The organism is Stenotrophomonas sp. 115C5 (assembly GCF_056861055.1).
Genome location: NZ_JBSPUQ010000001.1, coordinates 358,112 through 376,375 on the forward strand (window position 1 = coordinate 358,112; position 18,264 = coordinate 376,375).

General features: G+C 66.6%; 18 protein-coding genes. 13 read left to right on the plus strand and 5 right to left on the minus strand.

Annotation, left to right across the window (positions count from 1 at the left end; all coding sequences use genetic code 11):
- Positions 1-58: 58 nt before the first annotated feature.
- The 7 genes from AC13FN_RS01695 (at position 59) to map (ending at position 5,822) form a co-directional block, all read left to right on the plus strand.
- Complete coding sequence (locus tag AC13FN_RS01695; protein ID WP_019337579.1) at positions 59-775, plus strand: MtnX-like HAD-IB family phosphatase; 717 nt, start codon at positions 59-61, stop codon at positions 773-775.
- 62 nt (positions 776-837) lie between these two features.
- Entirely contained in the window at positions 838-2,238 is a 1,401-nt protein-coding gene (locus AC13FN_RS01700; protein WP_006425764.1) for an aspartate aminotransferase family protein, read from the plus strand.
- Between the two features lie 29 nt (positions 2,239-2,267).
- Positions 2,268-3,332: a GNAT family N-acetyltransferase gene (locus tag AC13FN_RS01705; protein ID WP_197643543.1), complete on the plus strand. Its 1,065-nt coding sequence runs from the start codon at positions 2,268-2,270 to the stop codon at positions 3,330-3,332.
- Positions 3,333-3,335: 3 nt separating this feature from the next.
- A complete protein-coding gene (locus AC13FN_RS01710; RefSeq protein WP_049433900.1) occupies positions 3,336-4,220 on the plus strand; it encodes an arginase family protein in 885 nt (294 codons plus the stop codon).
- Between the two features lie 171 nt (positions 4,221-4,391).
- On the plus strand, positions 4,392-4,751 hold the full coding sequence (locus AC13FN_RS01715) for a bleomycin resistance protein (RefSeq protein ID WP_197643544.1): 360 nt from the start codon (positions 4,392-4,394) through the stop codon (positions 4,749-4,751).
- A gap of 68 nt (positions 4,752-4,819) precedes the next feature.
- Complete coding sequence (locus AC13FN_RS01720; RefSeq protein ID WP_049433902.1) at positions 4,820-5,032, plus strand: ParD-like family protein; 213 nt, start codon at positions 4,820-4,822, stop codon at positions 5,030-5,032.
- 7 nt (positions 5,033-5,039) lie between these two features.
- Positions 5,040-5,822, plus strand: a complete 783-nt coding sequence (gene map, locus AC13FN_RS01725) for a type I methionyl aminopeptidase (protein ID WP_049434003.1) — start codon at positions 5,040-5,042, stop codon at positions 5,820-5,822.
- Here map and AC13FN_RS01730 read toward each other — a convergent pair.
- Entirely contained in the window at positions 5,819-6,433 is a 615-nt protein-coding gene (locus AC13FN_RS01730; protein ID WP_049433903.1) for a LysE/ArgO family amino acid transporter, read from the minus strand. The two genes, map and AC13FN_RS01730, sit on opposite strands and share 4 nt — an antisense overlap.
- A gap of 103 nt (positions 6,434-6,536) precedes the next feature.
- Between AC13FN_RS01730 and AC13FN_RS01735 the strand changes: the two genes are divergently transcribed.
- From AC13FN_RS01735 to AC13FN_RS01755, 5 genes are all read left to right on the plus strand, one after another.
- Entirely contained in the window at positions 6,537-7,430 is an 894-nt protein-coding gene (locus tag AC13FN_RS01735) for a LysR family transcriptional regulator ArgP (RefSeq protein WP_049433904.1), read from the plus strand.
- 78 nt (positions 7,431-7,508) lie between these two features.
- Complete coding sequence (locus tag AC13FN_RS01740; protein WP_482984272.1) at positions 7,509-8,909, plus strand: TolC family protein; 1,401 nt, start codon at positions 7,509-7,511, stop codon at positions 8,907-8,909.
- Positions 8,902-9,915: an HlyD family secretion protein gene (locus tag AC13FN_RS01745; protein ID WP_482984271.1), complete on the plus strand. Its 1,014-nt coding sequence runs from the start codon at positions 8,902-8,904 to the stop codon at positions 9,913-9,915. Before AC13FN_RS01740 ends, AC13FN_RS01745 begins: the two co-directional genes overlap by 8 nt.
- Positions 9,900-11,087, plus strand: a complete 1,188-nt coding sequence (locus AC13FN_RS01750) for an ABC transporter permease (protein WP_482984270.1) — start codon at positions 9,900-9,902, stop codon at positions 11,085-11,087. Before AC13FN_RS01745 ends, AC13FN_RS01750 begins: the two co-directional genes overlap by 16 nt.
- Positions 11,084-12,211, plus strand: coding sequence for an ABC transporter permease (locus AC13FN_RS01755; protein WP_049433908.1), 1,128 nt, complete (start codon positions 11,084-11,086; stop codon positions 12,209-12,211). The genes AC13FN_RS01750 and AC13FN_RS01755 overlap by 4 nt, the downstream gene beginning before the upstream one ends.
- Positions 12,212-12,339: 128 nt before the next feature.
- On the opposite strand, the gene AC13FN_RS01760 is transcribed toward AC13FN_RS01755, so the two are convergent.
- Positions 12,340-12,708 carry a glycine zipper 2TM domain-containing protein gene (locus tag AC13FN_RS01760; RefSeq protein ID WP_032127541.1) on the minus strand — a complete coding sequence of 123 codons (369 nt, stop codon included), beginning with the start codon at positions 12,706-12,708 and terminating at the stop codon, positions 12,340-12,342.
- A 166-nt stretch (positions 12,709-12,874) separates the two neighbouring features.
- Positions 12,875-15,097 (minus strand): methyl-accepting chemotaxis protein, encoded by a 2,223-nt coding sequence (locus tag AC13FN_RS01765; protein WP_478415793.1) that lies wholly within the window; start codon positions 15,095-15,097, stop codon positions 12,875-12,877.
- Positions 15,098-15,379: 282 nt separating this feature from the next.
- Between AC13FN_RS01765 and AC13FN_RS01770 the strand changes: the two genes are divergently transcribed.
- Positions 15,380-15,772 carry a barstar family protein gene (locus AC13FN_RS01770; protein WP_401741941.1) on the plus strand — a complete coding sequence of 131 codons (393 nt, stop codon included), beginning with the start codon at positions 15,380-15,382 and terminating at the stop codon, positions 15,770-15,772.
- A 30-nt stretch (positions 15,773-15,802) separates the two neighbouring features.
- On the opposite strand, the gene AC13FN_RS01775 is transcribed toward AC13FN_RS01770, so the two are convergent.
- Positions 15,803-16,795, minus strand: coding sequence for a glycosyltransferase (locus AC13FN_RS01775; protein WP_312390722.1), 993 nt, complete (start codon positions 16,793-16,795; stop codon positions 15,803-15,805).
- Positions 16,795-18,072 (minus strand): O-antigen ligase family protein, encoded by a 1,278-nt coding sequence (locus AC13FN_RS01780; protein WP_482995094.1) that lies wholly within the window; start codon positions 18,070-18,072, stop codon positions 16,795-16,797. The genes AC13FN_RS01775 and AC13FN_RS01780 overlap by 1 nt, the downstream gene beginning before the upstream one ends.
- Positions 18,073-18,264: the final 192 nt, after the last annotated feature.

Below are 18,264 nucleotides of genomic sequence, written 5' to 3' on the forward strand. Positions count from 1 at the left end.
CTACATTGAGCCTGCCCCGGCATCGGGCCGGGCGTTTCTTTCATCGACGGACCTGCCCATGCACTGGAGCATCCTGTGTGACTTCGACGGCACCATCAGCCTCGAAGATGTCATCGACTCGCTGCTGGAAAAGTATGGCCAGCCGGGCTGGCAGGAGCTGGAAGACCAGTGGAAAGCAGGAAAGATCGGCTCGCGTGAATGCATGCAGGGCCAGGTGCGGCTGCTGAAGCTGGACCCGGCCACGCTCGACGCCCATCTGGACCAGGTGCAGATCGATCCGGGCTTCGCCGCCTTCGTCGCCCGCGCCGAGCAGCTGGGCGTGCCGCTGCGCATCGTCAGTGACGGCCTGGATTATGCGATCCACCGCATCCTCGCCAACCATGGCCTGTCGCGACTGCCGGTGGTGGCCAACCACCTGCGCTGGTGCGGGGACCACTGGGAACTGGAATCGCCCTACCAGGCCGAAGGCTGCCGCAGTGGCACCTGCAAATGCACCTGCGCCGCGCAGGCGCGCGCCAACGAAGCACCGCGCGTGCTGATGATCGGCGACGGCAGCTCGGATTTCTGCGTGTCCGAAGACGCCGACTTCGTGTTCGCCAAGCGCCGCCTGATCACCCATTGCACCAATGCCGGCATCGAGCATGCCGCCATCGCTACCTTCCACGATGCAATCGCACTGCTGCCGCGCTTGCTCGATGGCAGCCTGCTGCAGCCACGTCGTATCGACGCCAGCCCGCAGCCCGCCGCACTGCCCCTGCTGCTGGCCACCGCCTGAGCACTCCCTTCCAGGCACGCCCCCGTTACCTCTTTCGAACGTCCTTCACGGAACCGAACTGCATGAACATTTTTGACAAGAACGCCGACGCAGCTGCCTCCGACGCGCAGCTGCTGGCCGATGAAGCGCGCTACAGCTCCTTCGGCGATACCGTCCACTACGTCGACCCGCCGAAGATCTTCCAGCGCGGCGAAGGCAGCTACATGTTCGACGGTGCGGGCGTGCCCTACCTCGACCTGCAGATGTGGTACTCGGCCTGCAACTTCGGCTACAGCAACAAGCGCCTGAACGACGCGCTGAAGGACCAGATCGACACCCTGCCGCAGGTCGCCAGCCAGTACCTGCACCCGACCCGCGTGCAGCTGGCCAAGACCATTGCCGTGGACATGCACGAGAAGTTCGGCCTCGACGGCCGCGTGCACTTCAACGTCGGCGGTGCGCAGGCCATTGAAGACTCGCTGAAGATCGTGCGCAACGCGCGCGGCGGCAAGAGCCTGATGTTCGCCTTCGAGGGCGGCTACCACGGCCGTACCCTGGGTGCGTCGTCGATCACCTCCAGCTACCGCTACCGCCGCCGCTACGGCCACTTCGGCGAGCGCGCGATGTTCATCCCCTTCCCGTACCCCTTCCGCCGCCCGAAGGGCATGACCCCGGACGAGTATTCCGACCACTGCGTGTGGCAGTTCGAGCGCCTGTTCGAAAGCGAGTACAACGGCGTGTGGGATCCCAAGGTCGGCCAGGCCGAGTACGCCGCGTTCTACGTCGAGCCGATCCAGGGCACCGGCGGCTACGTCATCCCGCCGCGCAACTTCTTCACCGGCCTCAAGCGCGTGCTGGACAAGTACGGCATCCTGATGGTCGTCGATGAAATCCAGATGGGCTTCTGGCGCACCGGCAAGCTGTGGTCGATCGAGCACTTCGGCGTCACCCCCGACGTGCTGGTGTTCGGCAAGGCGCTGACCAACGGCCTGAACCCACTGTCGGGCCTGTGGGCACGCGAAGAACTGATCAACCCGACCGTGTTCCCGCCGGGCTCCACCCATTCCACCTTCAACTCCAACCCGCTGGGCACCCGCCTGGGCCTGGAAGTGCTGAAGCTGGGCAAGGAAATGGACTACGAGCGCACCGTGCCGGAAAAGGGCGCGTACTTCCTCGACGGCCTGCGTGGCCTGCAGAAGCGCCACCCGGAAATCGGCGACGTCGACGGCCTCGGCCTGGCCCTGCGCGCGGAAATCTGCCAGACCGACGGCTACACCCCGAACAAGGAACTGCTGGACCGCATGGTCGACATCGGCCTGGCTGGTGACCTGCTGCACGACGGCAAGCGCATGGGCCTCGTGCTCGACGTGGGTGGCTGGTACAAGAACGTGATCACCTTCGCTCCGTCGCTGGACATCAGCTACGAAGAGATCGACCTGGCGATCACCCTGCTCGACCAGGCGCTGACCAAGGCCAAGGGCTGAGGTTGGATGCGCTGCCGGTTCCCGTGCCGATGGAAATGACGTCACGTGCCTCCAGCACCGCGCTGGAACCGGCCGCGCTGCTGGAGGGCTTCCTGGCCCACCCGCCGCTCGGATTCGAGGCAGGCCGGCTTCCCAGCGGCCTGCCGACCTTCCGTGCGCCGCTGGACCTGACCACCACGATGGACGACGAACTGCGCGGCAGGCTGCTCGGCCTGCCGCTGTCGCGCCTGTGGCGGCCGTGGATCACCTGGCAGACCCGCTTCGTCGGTGCCACCAGCACCGAGTACACCCCGCTGCCGGCACACGTCGCGCCGGAGGCGCTGGCCGAGGACGTGACGCGTCACGCGATCGGCGATACCCGGCTGCTGGTGGTCAAGGACCTGGCCATCGATTCACCGCTGCTGGATGATGCAGCCAATGCACACAGCGGTGCCTTCCTACAGGCGCTGCTGGCACGCGGCTTCGTCGAACTGGAAGGCATGCCGCTGGCCTGGGTGGCGATCGATTTCGATTCGCTCGACGGCTATCTCGGCCGCCTGTCGTCCTCGCGCCGCAAGAACATCCGGCGCAAGCTCCGTTCGCGCGACGACCTGCAGATCGACTGCATCGCCACGGGAGATCCGGCCCTGGCCGACCCACGGCTGCAGGCCGAACTGCATGCACTGTACCTGGGCGTGTATGCGCAGAGCGCGGTGCATTTCGACCAGCTCGACCTGCCCTATTTCCAGTACCTGCTGGCCGACGGCCAGGGCCAGGGACGGATGTTCCTGTACCGCCACCAGGGCCAGCTGATCGGCTGGAACCTGTGCTACGTGCATGCCGGCAAGCTGGTGGACAAGTACATTGGCCTGGCTTATCCGCAGTCGCGCGAGCACAACCTGTACGCGGTGAGCTGGATGCACAACCTCGAGTACGCCCTGCAGCACGGCCTGAGCCACTACGTGGCCGGCTGGACCGACTCGCGGATCAAGGCCGAGCTGGGGGCCAGCTTCACCTCCACCCGGCACGCGATCCATGCCCGTTCCCCGCTGCTGCGTGCCGCCCTGCGCAAGCTGGCGCCGCATCTGCAGGGCGAACCTGATGGAGGCGGTTGAACGATGCCGTTGCGTTCCCCGCTGATTCTGGACCTGGACGGTGGCGTGCTGCCGCTGCCACAGGCGCAGACGCTGGCCCTGCCGCAGTGGCATGACCCGCTGCGCTTCGCCTGCAGCAATGCCACCCTCGACCGTTTCGCCGCGGTAGTGCTGGCGCCGCTGCCGGCCCAGCTCGGCACGGTCATGCTCGGCAGCGGCGACTTCCACCACCTCAGCCTGCCGCTGCTGCAGCGCATGCACGCACAGGCGCCGTTCCAGCTGGTGGTACTGGATAACCATCCGGACAACATGCGTTTTCCGTTCGGCATGCATTGCGGCTCATGGGTGAATGCCGCCAGCAAGCTGCCGCAGATCTCGCACATCCATGTGCTCGGCATCACCTCCAGCGACATCGGCCTCGGCCATGCCTGGGAGAACCACTGGCGCCCGTTGCTGGGTGGCCGCCTGACGTACTGGTGCATGGACGTGGATGTCGGCTGGGGCCATCGCCTCGGCATGGGCCACGCGTTCCGCCGCTTCGAGCACCCTGAAGCGCTGGTGGCTGCGTTCGCTGCCGAACAGGCCAAGTCGCCGCAGCCGACCTACCTGTCGATCGACAAGGACGTGTTTGCCGAAGACGTGGCGCGCAGCAACTGGGATCAGGGCCGCTTCCAGCTGGAGGACGCACTGGTGGTGATCGAGGCGCTGCGCGCCGGCGGCCTGGTCGGCAGTGACATCACCGGCGAAGTGTCGCTGGCCAACTACCAGGGCCGCTTCAAGCGCTGGTTGTCATCGCTGGATGGCCAGCCGGACATCAGCGCCGACGATCTTCCTGCCTGGCAGGCCCGGCACCAGCAGGTGAACCGCGAACTGCTGGCGGCGATGGCTTCGGTCCCGATGGCCTGCTGACCGCTGGCCGGCAATGCCAACCAAGGTTGGCAACCACCAGAGTCGGGTAGAGCCGAGCCCACGCTCGGCTGGCGCCTTCTGTAGAGTCGAGCCATGCTCGACTGCGGGGACCGCGAACAGCAGCCGAGCATGGCTCGGCTCTACACTGGGTTCCCCCCAGGAGCCCTCGCCATGCCCCAGACCGTCATCCCGCAACTGCGCATGCGCCACGCCGACACCACCCTGCCGTTCTACGTGCAGGGGCTGGGTTTCGTGGTCGACTGGGAACACCGCTTCGAACCCGGTTTTCCGCTGTTCGCCCAGCTCACCCGCGACGGCCAGACGATCTTCCTCACCGAACACAGCGGCGACTGCGAGGTCGGCGGCGCGGTGTACTTCATCGTCGACGATGTTGACAGCCTGCACCGCGCCTTCAGTGCCGCCAGCGTGCCGATCGAGCAGCCCCCGCATGACACCGAATGGGGCAGCCGCGAAATGCTGCTGCGCGACCCCGATGGCAACCGTCTGCGCTTCGCCACCGACGCCAGCTGAACCACGCGGCCTTGAGTGGAATATACGAAACATATACGATTCGTATGTCAACTCATCCAGGACCACCCATGGGCATCGTCAACATCGATGACACCCTGCACGACCAGCTGCGCCGTGCCTGCACCGTCTCCAGCCGCTCGATCAACGCCCAGGCCAACTTCTGGATCCGGGTCGGCATGCTGTGCGAGCTGAACCCCACGCTGAGCTTCCAGGACATCGTCGCCAGCGAACTTCGGGCGGCCGGCGTACAGCCGCAAGCGCTGGCCCCCGGGCGGGCCTGACATGGCGATGATCAAGCAGCCGCACGAAATCGCGCTGATGGCCGAATCCGGACGCCTGCTGGCGCAGGTGTTCGCCGCGCTCGACCAGCTGCCGCTGCAGGGCCGCAGCACCATGGAGATCAACGAGTTCGTCGAGCGCATGATCGTCGATGAGTTGCAGGCGCGGCCGGCCAGCAAAGGGCAGTACGGCTTCCCGTACGTGCTCAACACCTCGATCGACGACGTCATCTGCCACGGCGTTCCCAGCACCACCGACGTGCTGCGCAACGGCCAGATCGTCAACCTCGACATCACCCTGGAGAAGAACGGCTACATCGCCGACTCCAGCACCACCTACCTGGTCGGTGAGGTCGACTACGCCGCGCGCAGGCTGGTGCAGACCGCCTACCAGGCGATGTGGAAAGGCATCGGCGCAGTGCGCCCCGGCGCACACCTGGGCGATATCGGCCACGCCATCGCCCGCCACGCGCGCAGCCACGGCTACAGCGTGGTGAAGGAGTACTGCGGCCATGGCATTGGCCAGGAAATGCACGAGGAACCGCAGATCCTGCACTACGGCCATCCCAACACCGGCATGGTGCTGGAGGAAGGCATGGTGTTCACCATCGAACCGATGCTCAACCAGGGCAAGCCGGCGATCCGCCAGCAGCCGGACGCATGGCCGGTCTACACGCGCGACGGCAAGCTGTCGGCGCAGTTCGAACACACCGTGGCAGTCACCCGCAGCGGCGTGCGCGTACTGACCCTGCGCCCCGGCGAAACCCCGCAGTGCGCGGTGGACGTGGCCTAGAGCGGGCGCAACAGCAGCAGCGTGGCGAGGCAGAACATGAACACTGCCACGCCAGCATCCAGCACCCGCCAGGCACTCGGCCTGCGGAACACCGGCTGCAGCAGCCGCGCGCCATAGCCCAGCGCACAGAACCAGATCACGCTGGCTGCGCAGGCGCCGGCAGCAAACGCCCAGCGCAGATCGCCCGGATAGCGCGTGGACAGGCTGCCCAGCAGCACCACGGTATCCAAGTAGACGTGCGGATTGAGCAGGGTGAACGCCAGGCAGGTCAGCAGCACCTGCCGTCGATTGCCACCCTCCACCTCGCCCGCCGCCAGCGCACTGCCACCGCGCCACGCGCGCAGCCCGGCCTGCAGGCCATACCAGAGCAGGAACGCTGCACCACCGAAGCGCAGCACCTGCAGCAGCAACGGCCACTGCAGCACCAGCGCGCCCATGCCGCCCACGCCCGCCAGGATCAGCGCGATGTCCGCGCCGGCGCAGGCGGCCACCACCGTTCCCACATGACGTTGCTGCAAGCCCTGGCGCAGCACGAAGGCATTCTGTGCGCCGATGGCGATGATCAGGCCGGCGCCCGCGAACAGGCCGGCGACGGTAGCGGTGATCCACATCAGGACAGGCCAGGCAGCGAAGGGATGCGCAGGGTGCGGCCAATAACCGGTTAAGACAATCTGGTTTTTCTTTATCCTGTGCAGAAAAACTGAAGAGGCCCGCATGGATCTGGTACATCCACAACTGGCCGCGTTCGCTGCCGTGCTGGAGGAAGGCAGCTTCGAGGCCGCCGCACGCCGCCTGTCGATCAGCCCGTCGGCGCTGTCGCAGCGGATCAAGGCACTGGAGGACCGGCTCGGGCAGGTGCTGCTGGTACGCCAGGCACCGTGCCGCCCCACCGCCGCCGGTGAGGCGCTGCTGCGCCGGGTACGGCCGATGCAGGCGCTGGAAGCCGAGGCATTGGCCGAGCTGCTGCCCGAACGTGGCCGTGACGCCGTGCGTACGCCGATCCCGCTGGCGGTCAATGATGATTCGCTCGATACGTGGTTCGTGCCGGCCATCGCCGACCTGCACCAGCGCCATGGCTACCTGTTCGACCTGCGCATGGACGACCAGGACCACACCCTGCAGTTGCTGCGCGACGGCAGCGTGCTGGGTGCGGTCACCGCCGAAAGCCAACCGGTGAAGGGCTGCAACGTGCATCCGCTGGGTGCCATGCGCTACCACGCCATCGCCTCACCGGGCTTCGCCCGCCAGTACTTCAGCGACGGCATACAGGCCGCAGCCCTGGCGCGCGCACCGATGCTGGTGTTCAACCGCAAAGATGAACTGCAATGGCGCTTCGTGCGGCGCTTGACCCGCGCGCGCCTGCAGCCGCCGCTACACTACCTGCCCTCTTCCACCGGTTTCGTCGAAGCCGCCGCGTGCGGACTCGGCTGGGGCATGGCCCCGGAAATCCTGGTCGCGCCCGCCGTGCACGCCGGCCGCGTGGTGGTAATGGAACCCCGCCGCTGGCTCGATGTGCCGCTGTACTGGCAGCATGCCGCCGTACGCTCAAGCACGCTGCAGCACATCACCCAGGCGCTGCGCACTGCGGCCAGCGGCACCCTTCGTTGAGGACAATCCGATGATCGCAGACCCGGGCTTCACGCCACGCGCACTACCGTTTGCGCACTTCTTTACCACTGGGACGGCATGGGCGTGATCGGCCGACGTACAAGGACGCAGCGCGCGAAAGTCGTGTTGGCACTGGCAGCCTGCCTGCCGCTCGGCGCAGCAGCGCAGAGCAGTGCCGATGCACCCGCACTGGACTGGGAACAGGCGCGGCAACGGCTGGAACAGGTGTCCGATGCACTGGCCGCCGCCGACGCCGCGGTGCGCAACAAGCAGGACCTGCAGGATGCCACCCGCCTGCTGCGCCTGCCGGAGATCACCGGCGAAGTGCGCCGCCTGCAGTTCCAGAAGACCCTCACCCTGCCACTGGGTTCGCTGGCACCGGTGGCCGAAGCCTTCGGCATCGACTCGCCGCTGTCGTTCACCGAACGCGACTGGCGCACCCGCCCGGTGGTGACTGCTGTGCTGCCGCTGTACACCGGCGGCGTGATTCCGGCCGCACAACGTGCCGCCAGCGCCGCCCACGAACAGGCCAGTGCCGAACGCGAGGCACAGCGCCAATCGCTGACCGTGCAGCTGGCCCAGGCCTACTTCGGCCAGCGCCTGGCCGAGCAGGCAGTGGACGTACGCCGTGATGTGCGCGATGGCTTGAACCGCCACCTGTCCGACGCGGAAAAGCTGGAGCGCGAGGGCTTCGCCACCCGCGCCCAGCGCCTGCAGGCCACCGTGGCCCGCGACAAGGCCGAGCGCGAATACCAGAAGACGGTGAACGACCTGGCCACGCTGAAGGCCGCACTGGCCACGCTGCTGCGCAGTGGCGGCGAGGTACAGCCGGTGTCGCCGCTGTTCGTGCAGCGCGTGCCGCTGGAACCGGTGGCCAGCTTCGAGCGCACCGCGCAGGCACGCCAGCCGCAGATCGCACGCCTGCGGGCGATGGTGGTGCAGGCCGAACAGGGCGTGCGTGTGCAGCAGGCCAAGCTGAAGCCACAGATCTTCGCCTTCGGCCAGTACGATTTCCGCCGCCGCGACGAAATGCTGACCGACCCGGACTGGGCGTTCGGCATCGGCCTGAAGTACACCTTCCTGTCGCCGAACTCGCGGCCGGCGCAGATCAGCGCGGCGCGTGCGCAGCAGGACCAGGCCGAAGCGGGCCTGCGCGAGGCCGAAAACCAGGTCGCGCTGGGCGTGCGCAAGGCCTGGAACGAACTGGAGACCGCGCGCCAGCAGTACGTGCTGCTCGACAGCAGCATCGCCCAGGCACAGGAAAACCTGCGCCTGCAGGAACTGGCGTTCCGCGAAGGCCAGGCGACTTCGCTTGATGTAATCGACGCGCGGCTCGGCCTGGGCGGTGCCCGTGTCGAGCGCGCGCAGGCCGCCTACCAATACGATATTGCGCTGGCACAGTTGCTGGAGGTCAGTGGACAGATGGACCGTTTCGAAGAGTTCCGGCGGCGTGCGGACGAGGTGATCGACCATGAGTGATGTGCTGCACGACGATGCGACGACGCCCCCGGCCAAGCGCCGTCTGGGCCCGATCCTGATAGTGGTGCTGCTGGTCGTGGTGGTGCTCGGCCTGTGGCTGGCCTGGCGCAGCCCGGCCGACCAGATCCAGGGCATGGCCGATGCGGACACGATCAACGTGGCCGCCAAGATCACCGCGCGCGTGGCCGAACTGAAGGTGCGCGAGGGCGACCGCGTGCAGCCCGGGCAGGTGCTGTTCCTGCTCGACAGCCCCGAAGTGGCCGCCAAGGAACAGCAGGCGCACGGCGCGTTGGCCGCCGCACAGGCGGTGGCCGACAAGGCTGACGAAGGCGCGCGCAGCGAAGACATCCGCGCCGCCGAAGCCAACTGGAAGCGGGCCGAAGCCGGTGCGACGCTGGCCGAAGCCACCTACCAGCGCGTGCAGAACCTGTTCAACGAAGGGGTGATGACCCGCCAGAAGCGCGATGAAGCGCATGCCCAGGCGACCAGTTCGCGCGAACTGGCCCATGCCGCCCGCGCGCAGTACGACATGGCGCTGGCCGGAGCACGCGAACAGGACAAGCGTGCCGCGCAGGGCCAGGTGCAGCAGGCACAGGGCGCGGTGGCCGAAGTCAACGCCGCGCGTGTCGAAGTCGAAGGGCGCGCGCCGGTGGCCGGCGAGATCAACAAGCGCATGGCCGACCCCGGCGAACTGGTGCCGGCCGGCTACCCGGTGTTCACCCTGGTCGACATCGACCGCATGTGGGTGGCGATGAACCTGCGCGAATCGCAGATGCAGGGTCTGAAGGTCGGCAGCAAGCTGCAGGGCAACGTGCCGGCACTCGGCCAGGACGGTGAGTTCGAGGTCTACTTCATCAACCCGGCCGGCGACTATGCAACCTGGCGCACCACCCGCCAGTCGTCCGGCTACGACGTCCGCAGCTTCGAGGTGCGGGTGCGCCCGGTACGCCGCATCGAGGGCTTCCGCCCCGGCATGAGCGTGCTGTTCGCATGGCCCCAGCACTGAGCCCCGACCGCAACGGCTTCGCCGCTTCGTGGCGGCGCGAGCTGCAGTCGCTGCGCGGCAACCGTGCCGACCTGCTGCTGGTGACCCTGCTGCCCCTGCTGATGCTGGCGGTGATGGCGTGGATGTTCACGCCCTCGGTGATGCGCGATATCCCCATTGCTGTGGTCGACCTCGACCACAGCAGTGACAGCCGCCTGCTGCTGCGCATGCTCGATGCCAGCCCGGGCGTGCGCATCGCCAGCCAGCCCGTGGACATGGAAGACGCGCGTTCGCAGCTGCGCCGCCTGGATGTGTTCGCCATCGTACTGGTGCCGCGTGATGTCACCCGACAGGCGTTGCGTGGACGCCAGGGCACGGTGTTCGCCTATTACAACGCGACCTACATGACCACTGGCCAATCTGCGGCGCGCGATATCGGCGACGCGGTCTCGGCCTGGAACGCGCGCCTGCTGCGCGAGCGCATCGGCCTGCAGGTTGGCCCGGGCAAGCTGCGCGCGGCGCCGATCGCGGTGCAGTCGGACATCCTGTACAACCCGGCGCGCAGCTACGAATTGTTCCTGCTGCCGCTGATCTTCCCGGCGGTGTTGTCGCTGGTGCTGGCGCTTGCCGTAGCTGGCAGCCTCGGCCGCGAGATCCGCGACGGTACCCTGGCCGCCTGGCTGGGCCGCACGCCGTGGGCTGCGATTGCCGGCAAGGTCGCGCCGTACATCCTGCTGTTCTCGCTGTATGGCGCGCTCGGCATCGGTTACCTGGCCTGGCTGCGCGGCGACGGCGTGGCCGGCAGCGTGCTCCTGCTGCTGCTCGCACAGCCCCTGTTCTACCTGGCCACGGCCGCCTACGCGTTGTTCTTCGTCGGCGTCACCCGCGACATGGGCACCGCGCTGTCTGCGGTCGGCCTCAGCATCGGCACCGCACTGGCGTTCTCCAGCGCCACCTTCCCGGTGCTGGACGGCCCGTTGTTCACCCGTGTCTGGCACCAGCTGCTGCCACTCAGCGCCTACATCAAGCTGCAGACCCAGCAGCAGTTCATCGGTTCGCCGCTGTCGGTTTCGGTGTGGCCGTTGGCCACATTGCTGCTGATGGCGGTGGCGGCGGGAGGCATTGGCGGCCTGCGCCTGATCGCCTTCGCGCGTACGCCTGAAGCCGCGCAGCCTGCGGGAGCCGACGCATGAGCGCACTCTGGCGCAGCCTGCGGCAGACCCTGATGGCGGTGCTGTGCGACCGCTATGCGATCGTGGTGATGGTCGGTGCGGTGATCCTGTACTCGTTCTTCTACCCGGCCGCGTACCGCCACCAGGTGGCCGGCAACCTGCCGGTGCTGGTGGTGGACGAAGACCACAGCGCCACCAGCCGCGAACTGCTGCGCAAGCTCGATGCACTGCGAGTCGCACGCGTGGTCGGGCAGCCGGCGGACATCGACAGCGCGCGCCAGCAGCTGGAAGCCGGCCATGCCGAGGGCATCGTGCTGATTCCGGCCAACCTGGAGCGTGACATCCTGCGTGGGCACCCGGCCAAGCTGGTGCTGCTCGGCAACGGCGCCTACCTGGGCCGCGCCAGCTGGGTGCTGGGCAGCGTGGCCGATGCGCTGGGCGCGTTCGGGCGTGACGCGGTGGTCGGCCAGGCCGCTTTCATGGGCGCGCCGCAGGCACCACCTGTCACCCTGGTGCAGCGCCCGCTGTACAACACCCAGGAAGGCTATGGCAGCGCCATCGTGCCCGGCGTGGCCGAGCTGATCGTGCACCAGACCCTGTTGATGGGCATCGGCGTGCTGCTCGGTGGCCGCCGACTCGCGCTGGGCCGGCGCCTGCGCTTCGACCTGCCAACGCTGGCGGGCATGGCATTGGGCTTCGGGCTGATCGGCCTGTTCGGGCTGTTCTACTACGCCGGTTTCACCGCCTGGGTGCAGGACTATCCGCGTGGCGGCAATCCGCTGGGCCAGCTGCTGGGCGGCACCCTGTTCATCGCCGCCACGGTGGTGTTTGGACTGTTCGTGGGCAGCTTCTTCCGCACCCGCGAACGCGCGTTCCAGTACATCATTGCCACCTCGATCCCGCTGTTCTTCCTGGCCAACCTGTCGTGGCCGGCGGTGATGACACCGCAACCGCTGGTCTGGCTGGCGCAACTGCTGCCCACCACCTCGGGCATCAACCTGATGGTGCGCCTGAACCAGATGGACGCCAGCCTGGCTGAAGTCGGCCACGAACTGATCACCCTCACCGTCCTGCTGCTGCTTTACGGCAGCCTCGCCACCTGGCGCCTCCTCGCAAAAAAGGGGACGGAGGGGATTAAGTCGTAAACGGCAAGACTGGGGAATTGCGACTTAATCCCCTCCGTCCCCTTTTTTCCCTAACGACGAACGCCGGCGCGGGGCCGGCGTTCGAGTACTGCGGTGTGGAAGGGGAAACGGGGTCCGGCTGCGACCGATCAGCGGTAGACGCGCTCGCAGCGGCGTTCAACCACGCGGTCGCCGTTCTTCTGCTGGCTGTTGCCCTGAATCTGGCGGCCGGCCGCACCACCGGCCACGGCGCCGGCCACGGTTGCAAGCTTCTTGCCGTTACCGCCGCCGACCTGGTTGCCGAGCAGGCCACCGATCACTGCGCCGGTAGCGGTACCCGTGATGCGGTTGGGATCGCGCGAGTTGCGCTGCACTTCCACGTTCTTGCAGACCACACGGCTGCCGTCGTTGAACTTGCGTCCCTCATCGCGCGGCCCATAGGTCTGCGCGCCGGCCACCGACGAAGCCGCCAGCAGGGTGCCCAGCACAAGCAATCGGGTCGAGGTCTTCATGGCCATCTCCTGAGTTCCGGTATGGCACCAGTGTCCTCCCGCGGTTGGCAACCGGAAGTGAAATGCGCGTGTCCGCCACCTCATCGGCCATCGCACGTTCAGGAAGAAAATCCGCGCCCATCGCGACCAGCCGTCGCGATGGGCGCCGTCTCCCTGCCGGCATTGCCCTCTGCTAGAACTCTTCCCAACCACCCGCATTTGCGGCCAGCGTCGGCTCGATCCGCGGCGACAGCACCGCGGGCCGGCGTACCGGCGCAACCGATGCCGCCACGGCTGCCAGCGCCGGGCGCACTGCGGCGGCGGCGGTCACCGCCCCCGTGCGGAACACCGACACGGCTTCGGCCAGCAGGTTCGCCTGCTCCTCCATCGAGCGCGCTGCGGCACTGGCTTCTTCGACCAGCGCGGCATTCTGCTGGGTGGTCTCATCCATCTGCACCACCGCCTGGTTGACCTGCTCGATGCCCGAGCTCTGCTCCTGGGAGGCAGCAGAGATATCGGCCATGATGTCGGTCACGCGCTGCACCGAGGCCACGATCTCGCCCATCGTGGTGCCGGCCTGGCGGACCAGCGCCGAGCCGTCGGCGACCTTGCCGACCGAATCCTCGATCAGTCCCTTGATCTCCTTGGCCGCGCCCGCTGAGCGCTGCGCCAGCGTACGCACTTCGCTGGCCACCACTGCAAAGCCTCTGCCCTGCTCGCCAGCACGCGCAGCTTCGACCGCCGCGTTCAACGCGAGGATATTGGTCTGGAAGGCGATGCCATCGATGACTGAAATGATCTCGGCGATCTTCCTCGACGCGGCTTCGATGGCCGACATCGTGGTGACCACCTGGCCGACCACCTCGCCGCCCTGCGAGGCAACACCATGCGCGCCGATGGCCAGCTGGTTGGCCTGGCGTGCGTGCTCGGCGTTCTGCTTCACGGTAGAGGTCAGTTCCTCCATCGACGCTGCCGTTTCTTCCAGGTTCGCCGCCTGCTGTTCGGTACGCCGCGACAGGTCGGTGTTGCCCGAGGCGATCTCGCCCGCTGCCAGGTTGATGCTGGAAGCACTGGCCTGGATACGGCCCACGATCTGCTTGAGCTGATCGACGGTGGCATTGCAGTCATCACGCATGCGCGCGAACACGCCGTGGAAATCCCCCTGCATGCGCACGGTCAGGTCGCCGCGCGAGACGGCCTGCAGCAGGGTCGAGACCTGCACCAGGTTCTCGTCGGTGGTCTGCATCAGGCGATTGAGCCCTGCCACCATGTCGCGGAAATCGTAGGCGAAGCGATCTTCATCACCGCGCAGGCTGAAGTCGCCTGCCGCGGCCGCCGTCGCCAGCCGGCGGATCTCGCTGTTGATCGCCGACAGGCTGGACTTGGTTTCGTCCATCGCCTGGGTGATCGCCGCCTTCTCGCCGGGCAGCGGGTCCATGTCCACCGACAGATCGCCGCGTGCGTAGTGCTTCATCACCTCGATCAGCCGGTTCTGTACCTGCACGTGCGATCCAACCAGCGCATTGGTCTCATGCACCATGCGCCCGTAGTCGCCGGGGAATGCGCTCTCGTCCATGCGGTAGCTGAGGCTGCCGGCATCGTGCTGGCGTGCCAGCTCGCCCTGCGCCGCCATCACCGACTGCAGCTGTGCCTGCATGCGCTGCATCGACTTCAGCAGCTGGGTCACCTCGTCGTTGCCGGTGGCGTCGATGCTGCTGTCCAGGCGGCCACTGGCAATGCCGTCGGCCAGCTTCACCGCGCCTTCCAGCGGACGGGTCAGGCTGCGGGTGATCGCCCAGGCCGCCAACGTGCCCAGCAGCAGGCTCAGTGCCCCGAACGCGATCGACAGCGTGCCGGTCCACGATTCGGTTGCGCGGTACTCTTCGCGGCTGCGTTCGGTCAGTGTTTCCTGGTGGCGCAGCAGGGCCGAGATGGATTCATTCCAGGCCGTTGCCAGACCGTGCTCGGCCAGCAGCTCCTTCGCTGCTCCATCAAAATCCCCCGCCTTCATGCGCTCATGCAGTTGCTGGGTTGATGCATCGGTAGCCTTGCGGGCCGCCTCGATGCGCGCGACCAGGGTATCGCCGGTAGCGTCACGCGGAATCTTGATGTACCTGGCCCAGATACCGTCATAGGTCCGCGACAACTCCTGGGCACGCTGGTAATCCTTGTCGAACTCATCCCCCCGCTTGATCACCATCAGGCGGCGATGCATCAGCACCGCGTTGTTGGTATCAAGCATGTCATTCAACAACCGCATCTTCACCATGTTGACGTCCACCACTTTCTCGAACTGGGCGGATTTCAGCTGATTTCCATACAACACCAGGCCAACGATGGCCATGATGAACAGCAGCAGCAGACCGAAGCCGGCGCCAAGCCGGGATCCCACACGGAGATTACGTAAGGCAAGCATCTCAATTCCCTTGATCGTGGCCGTACGTTCGATGGCGGCGCAGCGAAGGGAAACTTTACGGGACTTTATATATGGACCGATCCAAATATATGGAACTGTGCAGGCAGTCAGAAAACAAGGCGGCAGATAATGGCGCTATATCATTATCGAATACCGCTGACACGCCAGCGCCCAATGAAAATCACGCAGGTTTAACACCATAATCACGCCAGCCCCATCCAAAGCGGTCCTGGATTATCTGCACCGTACACAACTGCCGCCCGGGAGGGCTACAGTCTGCAGATGACACGGATCCTGCACATCGAAGGCGCGTCCATCAACGACATCGCCAGCCTCTACGTGGAAATCAATCGCGTGTTCATGGCCGACGAAGACTGGCAACTGGGCGCAAGCCTGGACGCGCTTGATGACCTGCTTCACGGCGGCTACGGCGCTCTCGCAGGCCATGCCACCGCCACGGTGGTGTGGCATGACATCGCCCACAGCCGCGATGCACTGGGCCGCGAGACCACGCGCACCTGGCTGCAGTCGAAACTCGCTCAGGGCGGCAGGTTCAACGGTCCGGCCATCCACGCTCAGTTGACGGCACTGGCGCTTGGCCAGGGACAGACCTACTTCGAGATCGTCATGGAGATCTTCGGCCGCCATCCGCAGATCACCCTGGTGCCTGGCTGAGCGGGCTGCAGCGACCAGCCCCACATCTGCTCAGAGCTTGGCCAGGGCCTCGCCCAGACGGCGCGGGAACGCCACCTCGCTGGCCAGGTGCCATGCGCGTGCATTGGCGCCCAGCCGGGTCCACTCGGACTCATCCATCGCCAGCGCGCGCTCGACGGCCTGTTCCAGCGCCTTCTCATCCACATGCCAGGTCCTGGACAGATGGCAGGGCTCGCCCTCGTGCGCGGCAACCAGGATGCCGCGGCTGTCGTCGATCATCTGATTCATCGGCGCGCCGTCGCAGGTGATCACCACCGCCCCGCAGCTCATCGCTTCCACCAGGTAATGGCCCCAGCCTTCGGTCTGCGACAGGCACAGGTGGAACGCATGTTCGTTCTGCAGGCGCTGCACCTCCTGGTCGGGCAGCCGCTCGCGGACGATCCTCAGGTTCGCGGCACCGCCCTCATCTTCGTCCGAAGGGCCGCCGCGCAGGATGGTCAGCAAAGGCCATTCGGGGTGCCGTTTCCAGACATTGACGAGTGCAGCCGTCCCCTTCATGCGGCTGGTACCGGCCGCATGCAGGAAGCTGCGCGGCCTGCGCGGCACCGCCGGGTCGTAGCGGTCACGGCTGCAGAAACCGACCTCCAGTGCGCGCATGCCCAGGGCGTTGAAGATGCGCGTGGCTTCTTCGGTCTTGGTCAGCAACGCATCGAACCGCGGCAAGATCCGCAGGCTGCGTGCGGACACCCATTCCGGATTCGGGATCAACAGATTGACGTTGGCCAGTCCGAAGCTTGCCGGCCGGACATGTTCCAGCGAGATGTTGATGTCGAACCGGGCCGGCGTGCGCCCCAGGCTCAGCCACGAGGCCAGCAGCCTGCGCAGGCGCATGCCGCGGAGTTTCCAGGCACCACCATTGCGCACCGCGTCCAGGCGGCTGACCGTCACCGTGTGCCCGAGCTGCTGCAACGAGCGCTCGATCACCTGGATGTCATGGGACAGGCCACGCTGGTTGTCGGCAGCCAGCAGATGGATATGCGCCATCAGGAGGGACTCCCTTGCCGGCGCAGGTCACGCGCCGGCAAGGCGGTCGCCAGCATGAAACCCAGCACCAGGTAGAAATAGAACGAATGCGGCATCGCCCGGTAGAACACGTTGTCCGTGAACGCCGAAAGCGCATAGACGATGACCACGGCAAGTCCGGCGGTGGCGATCATCGCGGTGATGTCGTCGGCGTGGCCGAGACGTCGCACGAAATGGATGCCGGGCAGGATGAAGACCAGCAGCATGATCAGCAGCAACGGCACGCCACCGGTCACCGCCGCTTCCAGGTACTCGTTGTGCGGGTGGTTGTAGCGGAAGATCGACTCGGACACCTCGCCGCGGGCGATGCCCTCACGTGCATAGGTACCGAACTGGTTCAGGCCCACCCCCGCCACGGGATGCTCGGCGAAGGCGTCGACCGCCACGCCCCACATGGCGATGCGCTCGCGGACCGAGCCGACCTCGTTTTCCTGGTTGAAACCGGAGATCTCGCCACTGACTTCACCGAAGCGCTGGATCACCTCATGGTTCAGCACCGAGGTGGCGCCGACCACGCCAATGACCAGGGCACCGACAAAGGCCAGTGCCCCCCGCCAGCGCCGGGTGCGCCGGACGTGCACCGCAATCACCATCAGCATGGCGGGAATGAACGCCAGGATCGGCCCGCGGCTCTGCGCCAGGATCGAACCATAGACGCCGACGGCGATGGCCACGCCGTGCAGCCAGCGTTCGGCCGGATGGACATTGGGCTGGATCAACCGGATGACCGAGAACAGCGCCATGCACAGCGTCACCATGGTGAACTCGATGGCCGTCCATTCGCCGCCACTGAAACCATGCGCGCGTTCAAGGCCCATCACGTGGTGCTGCACGATGCACGACCCGCCGAAGACCAGGGTGGACAGGGCGAAGGTCTTCCAGATCAGGCGCCAGTCCAGCGCAGTGGCGAACACGGCAGCGGTGCCCAGATAGAGCAGTGTCTGTGCCGGCAGGTCCAGTTCGTTCCAGCGCAGCCCGTGCCAGAGGATGCTGTAGAAGGCATAGGCCAGGCGCAGGAAGCAGACGATCACGATGAACCGGGCGATGCGGTAGCGCAGGCGGACATCGGGCTGGCGGCGGATCAGAACCACGCCGGTGACCAGCAGGGCCAGCAGTAGCACCGCCTTCAGCAAGGTGTAGGGTGCGGAGCCGGCAAGCGGAACGATGGCGACCAGGATGCTCAGCAGGACGGTACGCCAGGTGTAACGAGGTTCGGCGGCCATGCAGGCTGCAGTCATGCTTGTTCTTTCCATCAACGCCCGCCCGGGATGAGTCGCCCCGGTTTCCATGGAGGCCGCTTGGCGGAAATCGCCGGGGCTGACACTACCGTGGGCCCCTGGGGAAATCAACCAAAGTGCCCGCGCCGGGGCGCAGGCGTTGGCGCACGGACAGCCTCGGGCCTGGCGCGGGTGCCGGGGATCATCGACCGC

Excerpts from the sequence above, each read along its gene's own strand:
- AC13FN_RS01710 (WP_049433900.1), top strand. The coding sequence starts at position 3,336 with ATGCCGTTGCGTTCCCCGCTGATTCTGGACCTGGACGGTGGCGTGCTG.
- AC13FN_RS01760 (WP_032127541.1), bottom strand. The coding sequence starts at position 12,708 with ATGGCCATGAAGACCTCGACCCGATTGCTTGTGCTGGGCACCCTGCTG.
- AC13FN_RS01695 (WP_019337579.1), top strand. The coding sequence starts at position 59 with ATGCACTGGAGCATCCTGTGTGACTTCGACGGCACCATCAGCCTCGAA.
- AC13FN_RS01780 (WP_482995094.1), bottom strand. The coding sequence starts at position 18,072 with ATGACTGCAGCCTGCATGGCCGCCGAACCTCGTTACACCTGGCGTACC.
- AC13FN_RS01775 (WP_312390722.1), bottom strand. The coding sequence starts at position 16,795 with ATGGCGCATATCCATCTGCTGGCTGCCGACAACCAGCGTGGCCTGTCC.
- AC13FN_RS01765 (WP_478415793.1), bottom strand. The coding sequence starts at position 15,097 with ATGCTTGCCTTACGTAATCTCCGTGTGGGATCCCGGCTTGGCGCCGGC.
- AC13FN_RS01750 (WP_482984270.1), top strand. The coding sequence starts at position 9,900 with ATGGCCCCAGCACTGAGCCCCGACCGCAACGGCTTCGCCGCTTCGTGG.
- AC13FN_RS01705 (WP_197643543.1), top strand. The coding sequence starts at position 2,268 with ATGGAAATGACGTCACGTGCCTCCAGCACCGCGCTGGAACCGGCCGCG.
- AC13FN_RS01740 (WP_482984272.1), top strand. The coding sequence starts at position 7,509 with ATGGGCGTGATCGGCCGACGTACAAGGACGCAGCGCGCGAAAGTCGTG.
- AC13FN_RS01745 (WP_482984271.1), top strand. The coding sequence starts at position 8,902 with ATGAGTGATGTGCTGCACGACGATGCGACGACGCCCCCGGCCAAGCGC.
- map (WP_049434003.1), top strand. The coding sequence starts at position 5,040 with ATGATCAAGCAGCCGCACGAAATCGCGCTGATGGCCGAATCCGGACGC.
- AC13FN_RS01770 (WP_401741941.1), top strand. The coding sequence starts at position 15,380 with ATGACACGGATCCTGCACATCGAAGGCGCGTCCATCAACGACATCGCC.
- AC13FN_RS01720 (WP_049433902.1), top strand. The coding sequence starts at position 4,820 with ATGGGCATCGTCAACATCGATGACACCCTGCACGACCAGCTGCGCCGT.
- AC13FN_RS01730 (WP_049433903.1), bottom strand. The coding sequence starts at position 6,433 with ATGTGGATCACCGCTACCGTCGCCGGCCTGTTCGCGGGCGCCGGCCTG.
- AC13FN_RS01715 (WP_197643544.1), top strand. The coding sequence starts at position 4,392 with ATGCCCCAGACCGTCATCCCGCAACTGCGCATGCGCCACGCCGACACC.
- AC13FN_RS01700 (WP_006425764.1), top strand. The coding sequence starts at position 838 with ATGAACATTTTTGACAAGAACGCCGACGCAGCTGCCTCCGACGCGCAG.
- AC13FN_RS01735 (WP_049433904.1), top strand. The coding sequence starts at position 6,537 with ATGGATCTGGTACATCCACAACTGGCCGCGTTCGCTGCCGTGCTGGAG.
- AC13FN_RS01755 (WP_049433908.1), top strand. The coding sequence starts at position 11,084 with ATGAGCGCACTCTGGCGCAGCCTGCGGCAGACCCTGATGGCGGTGCTG.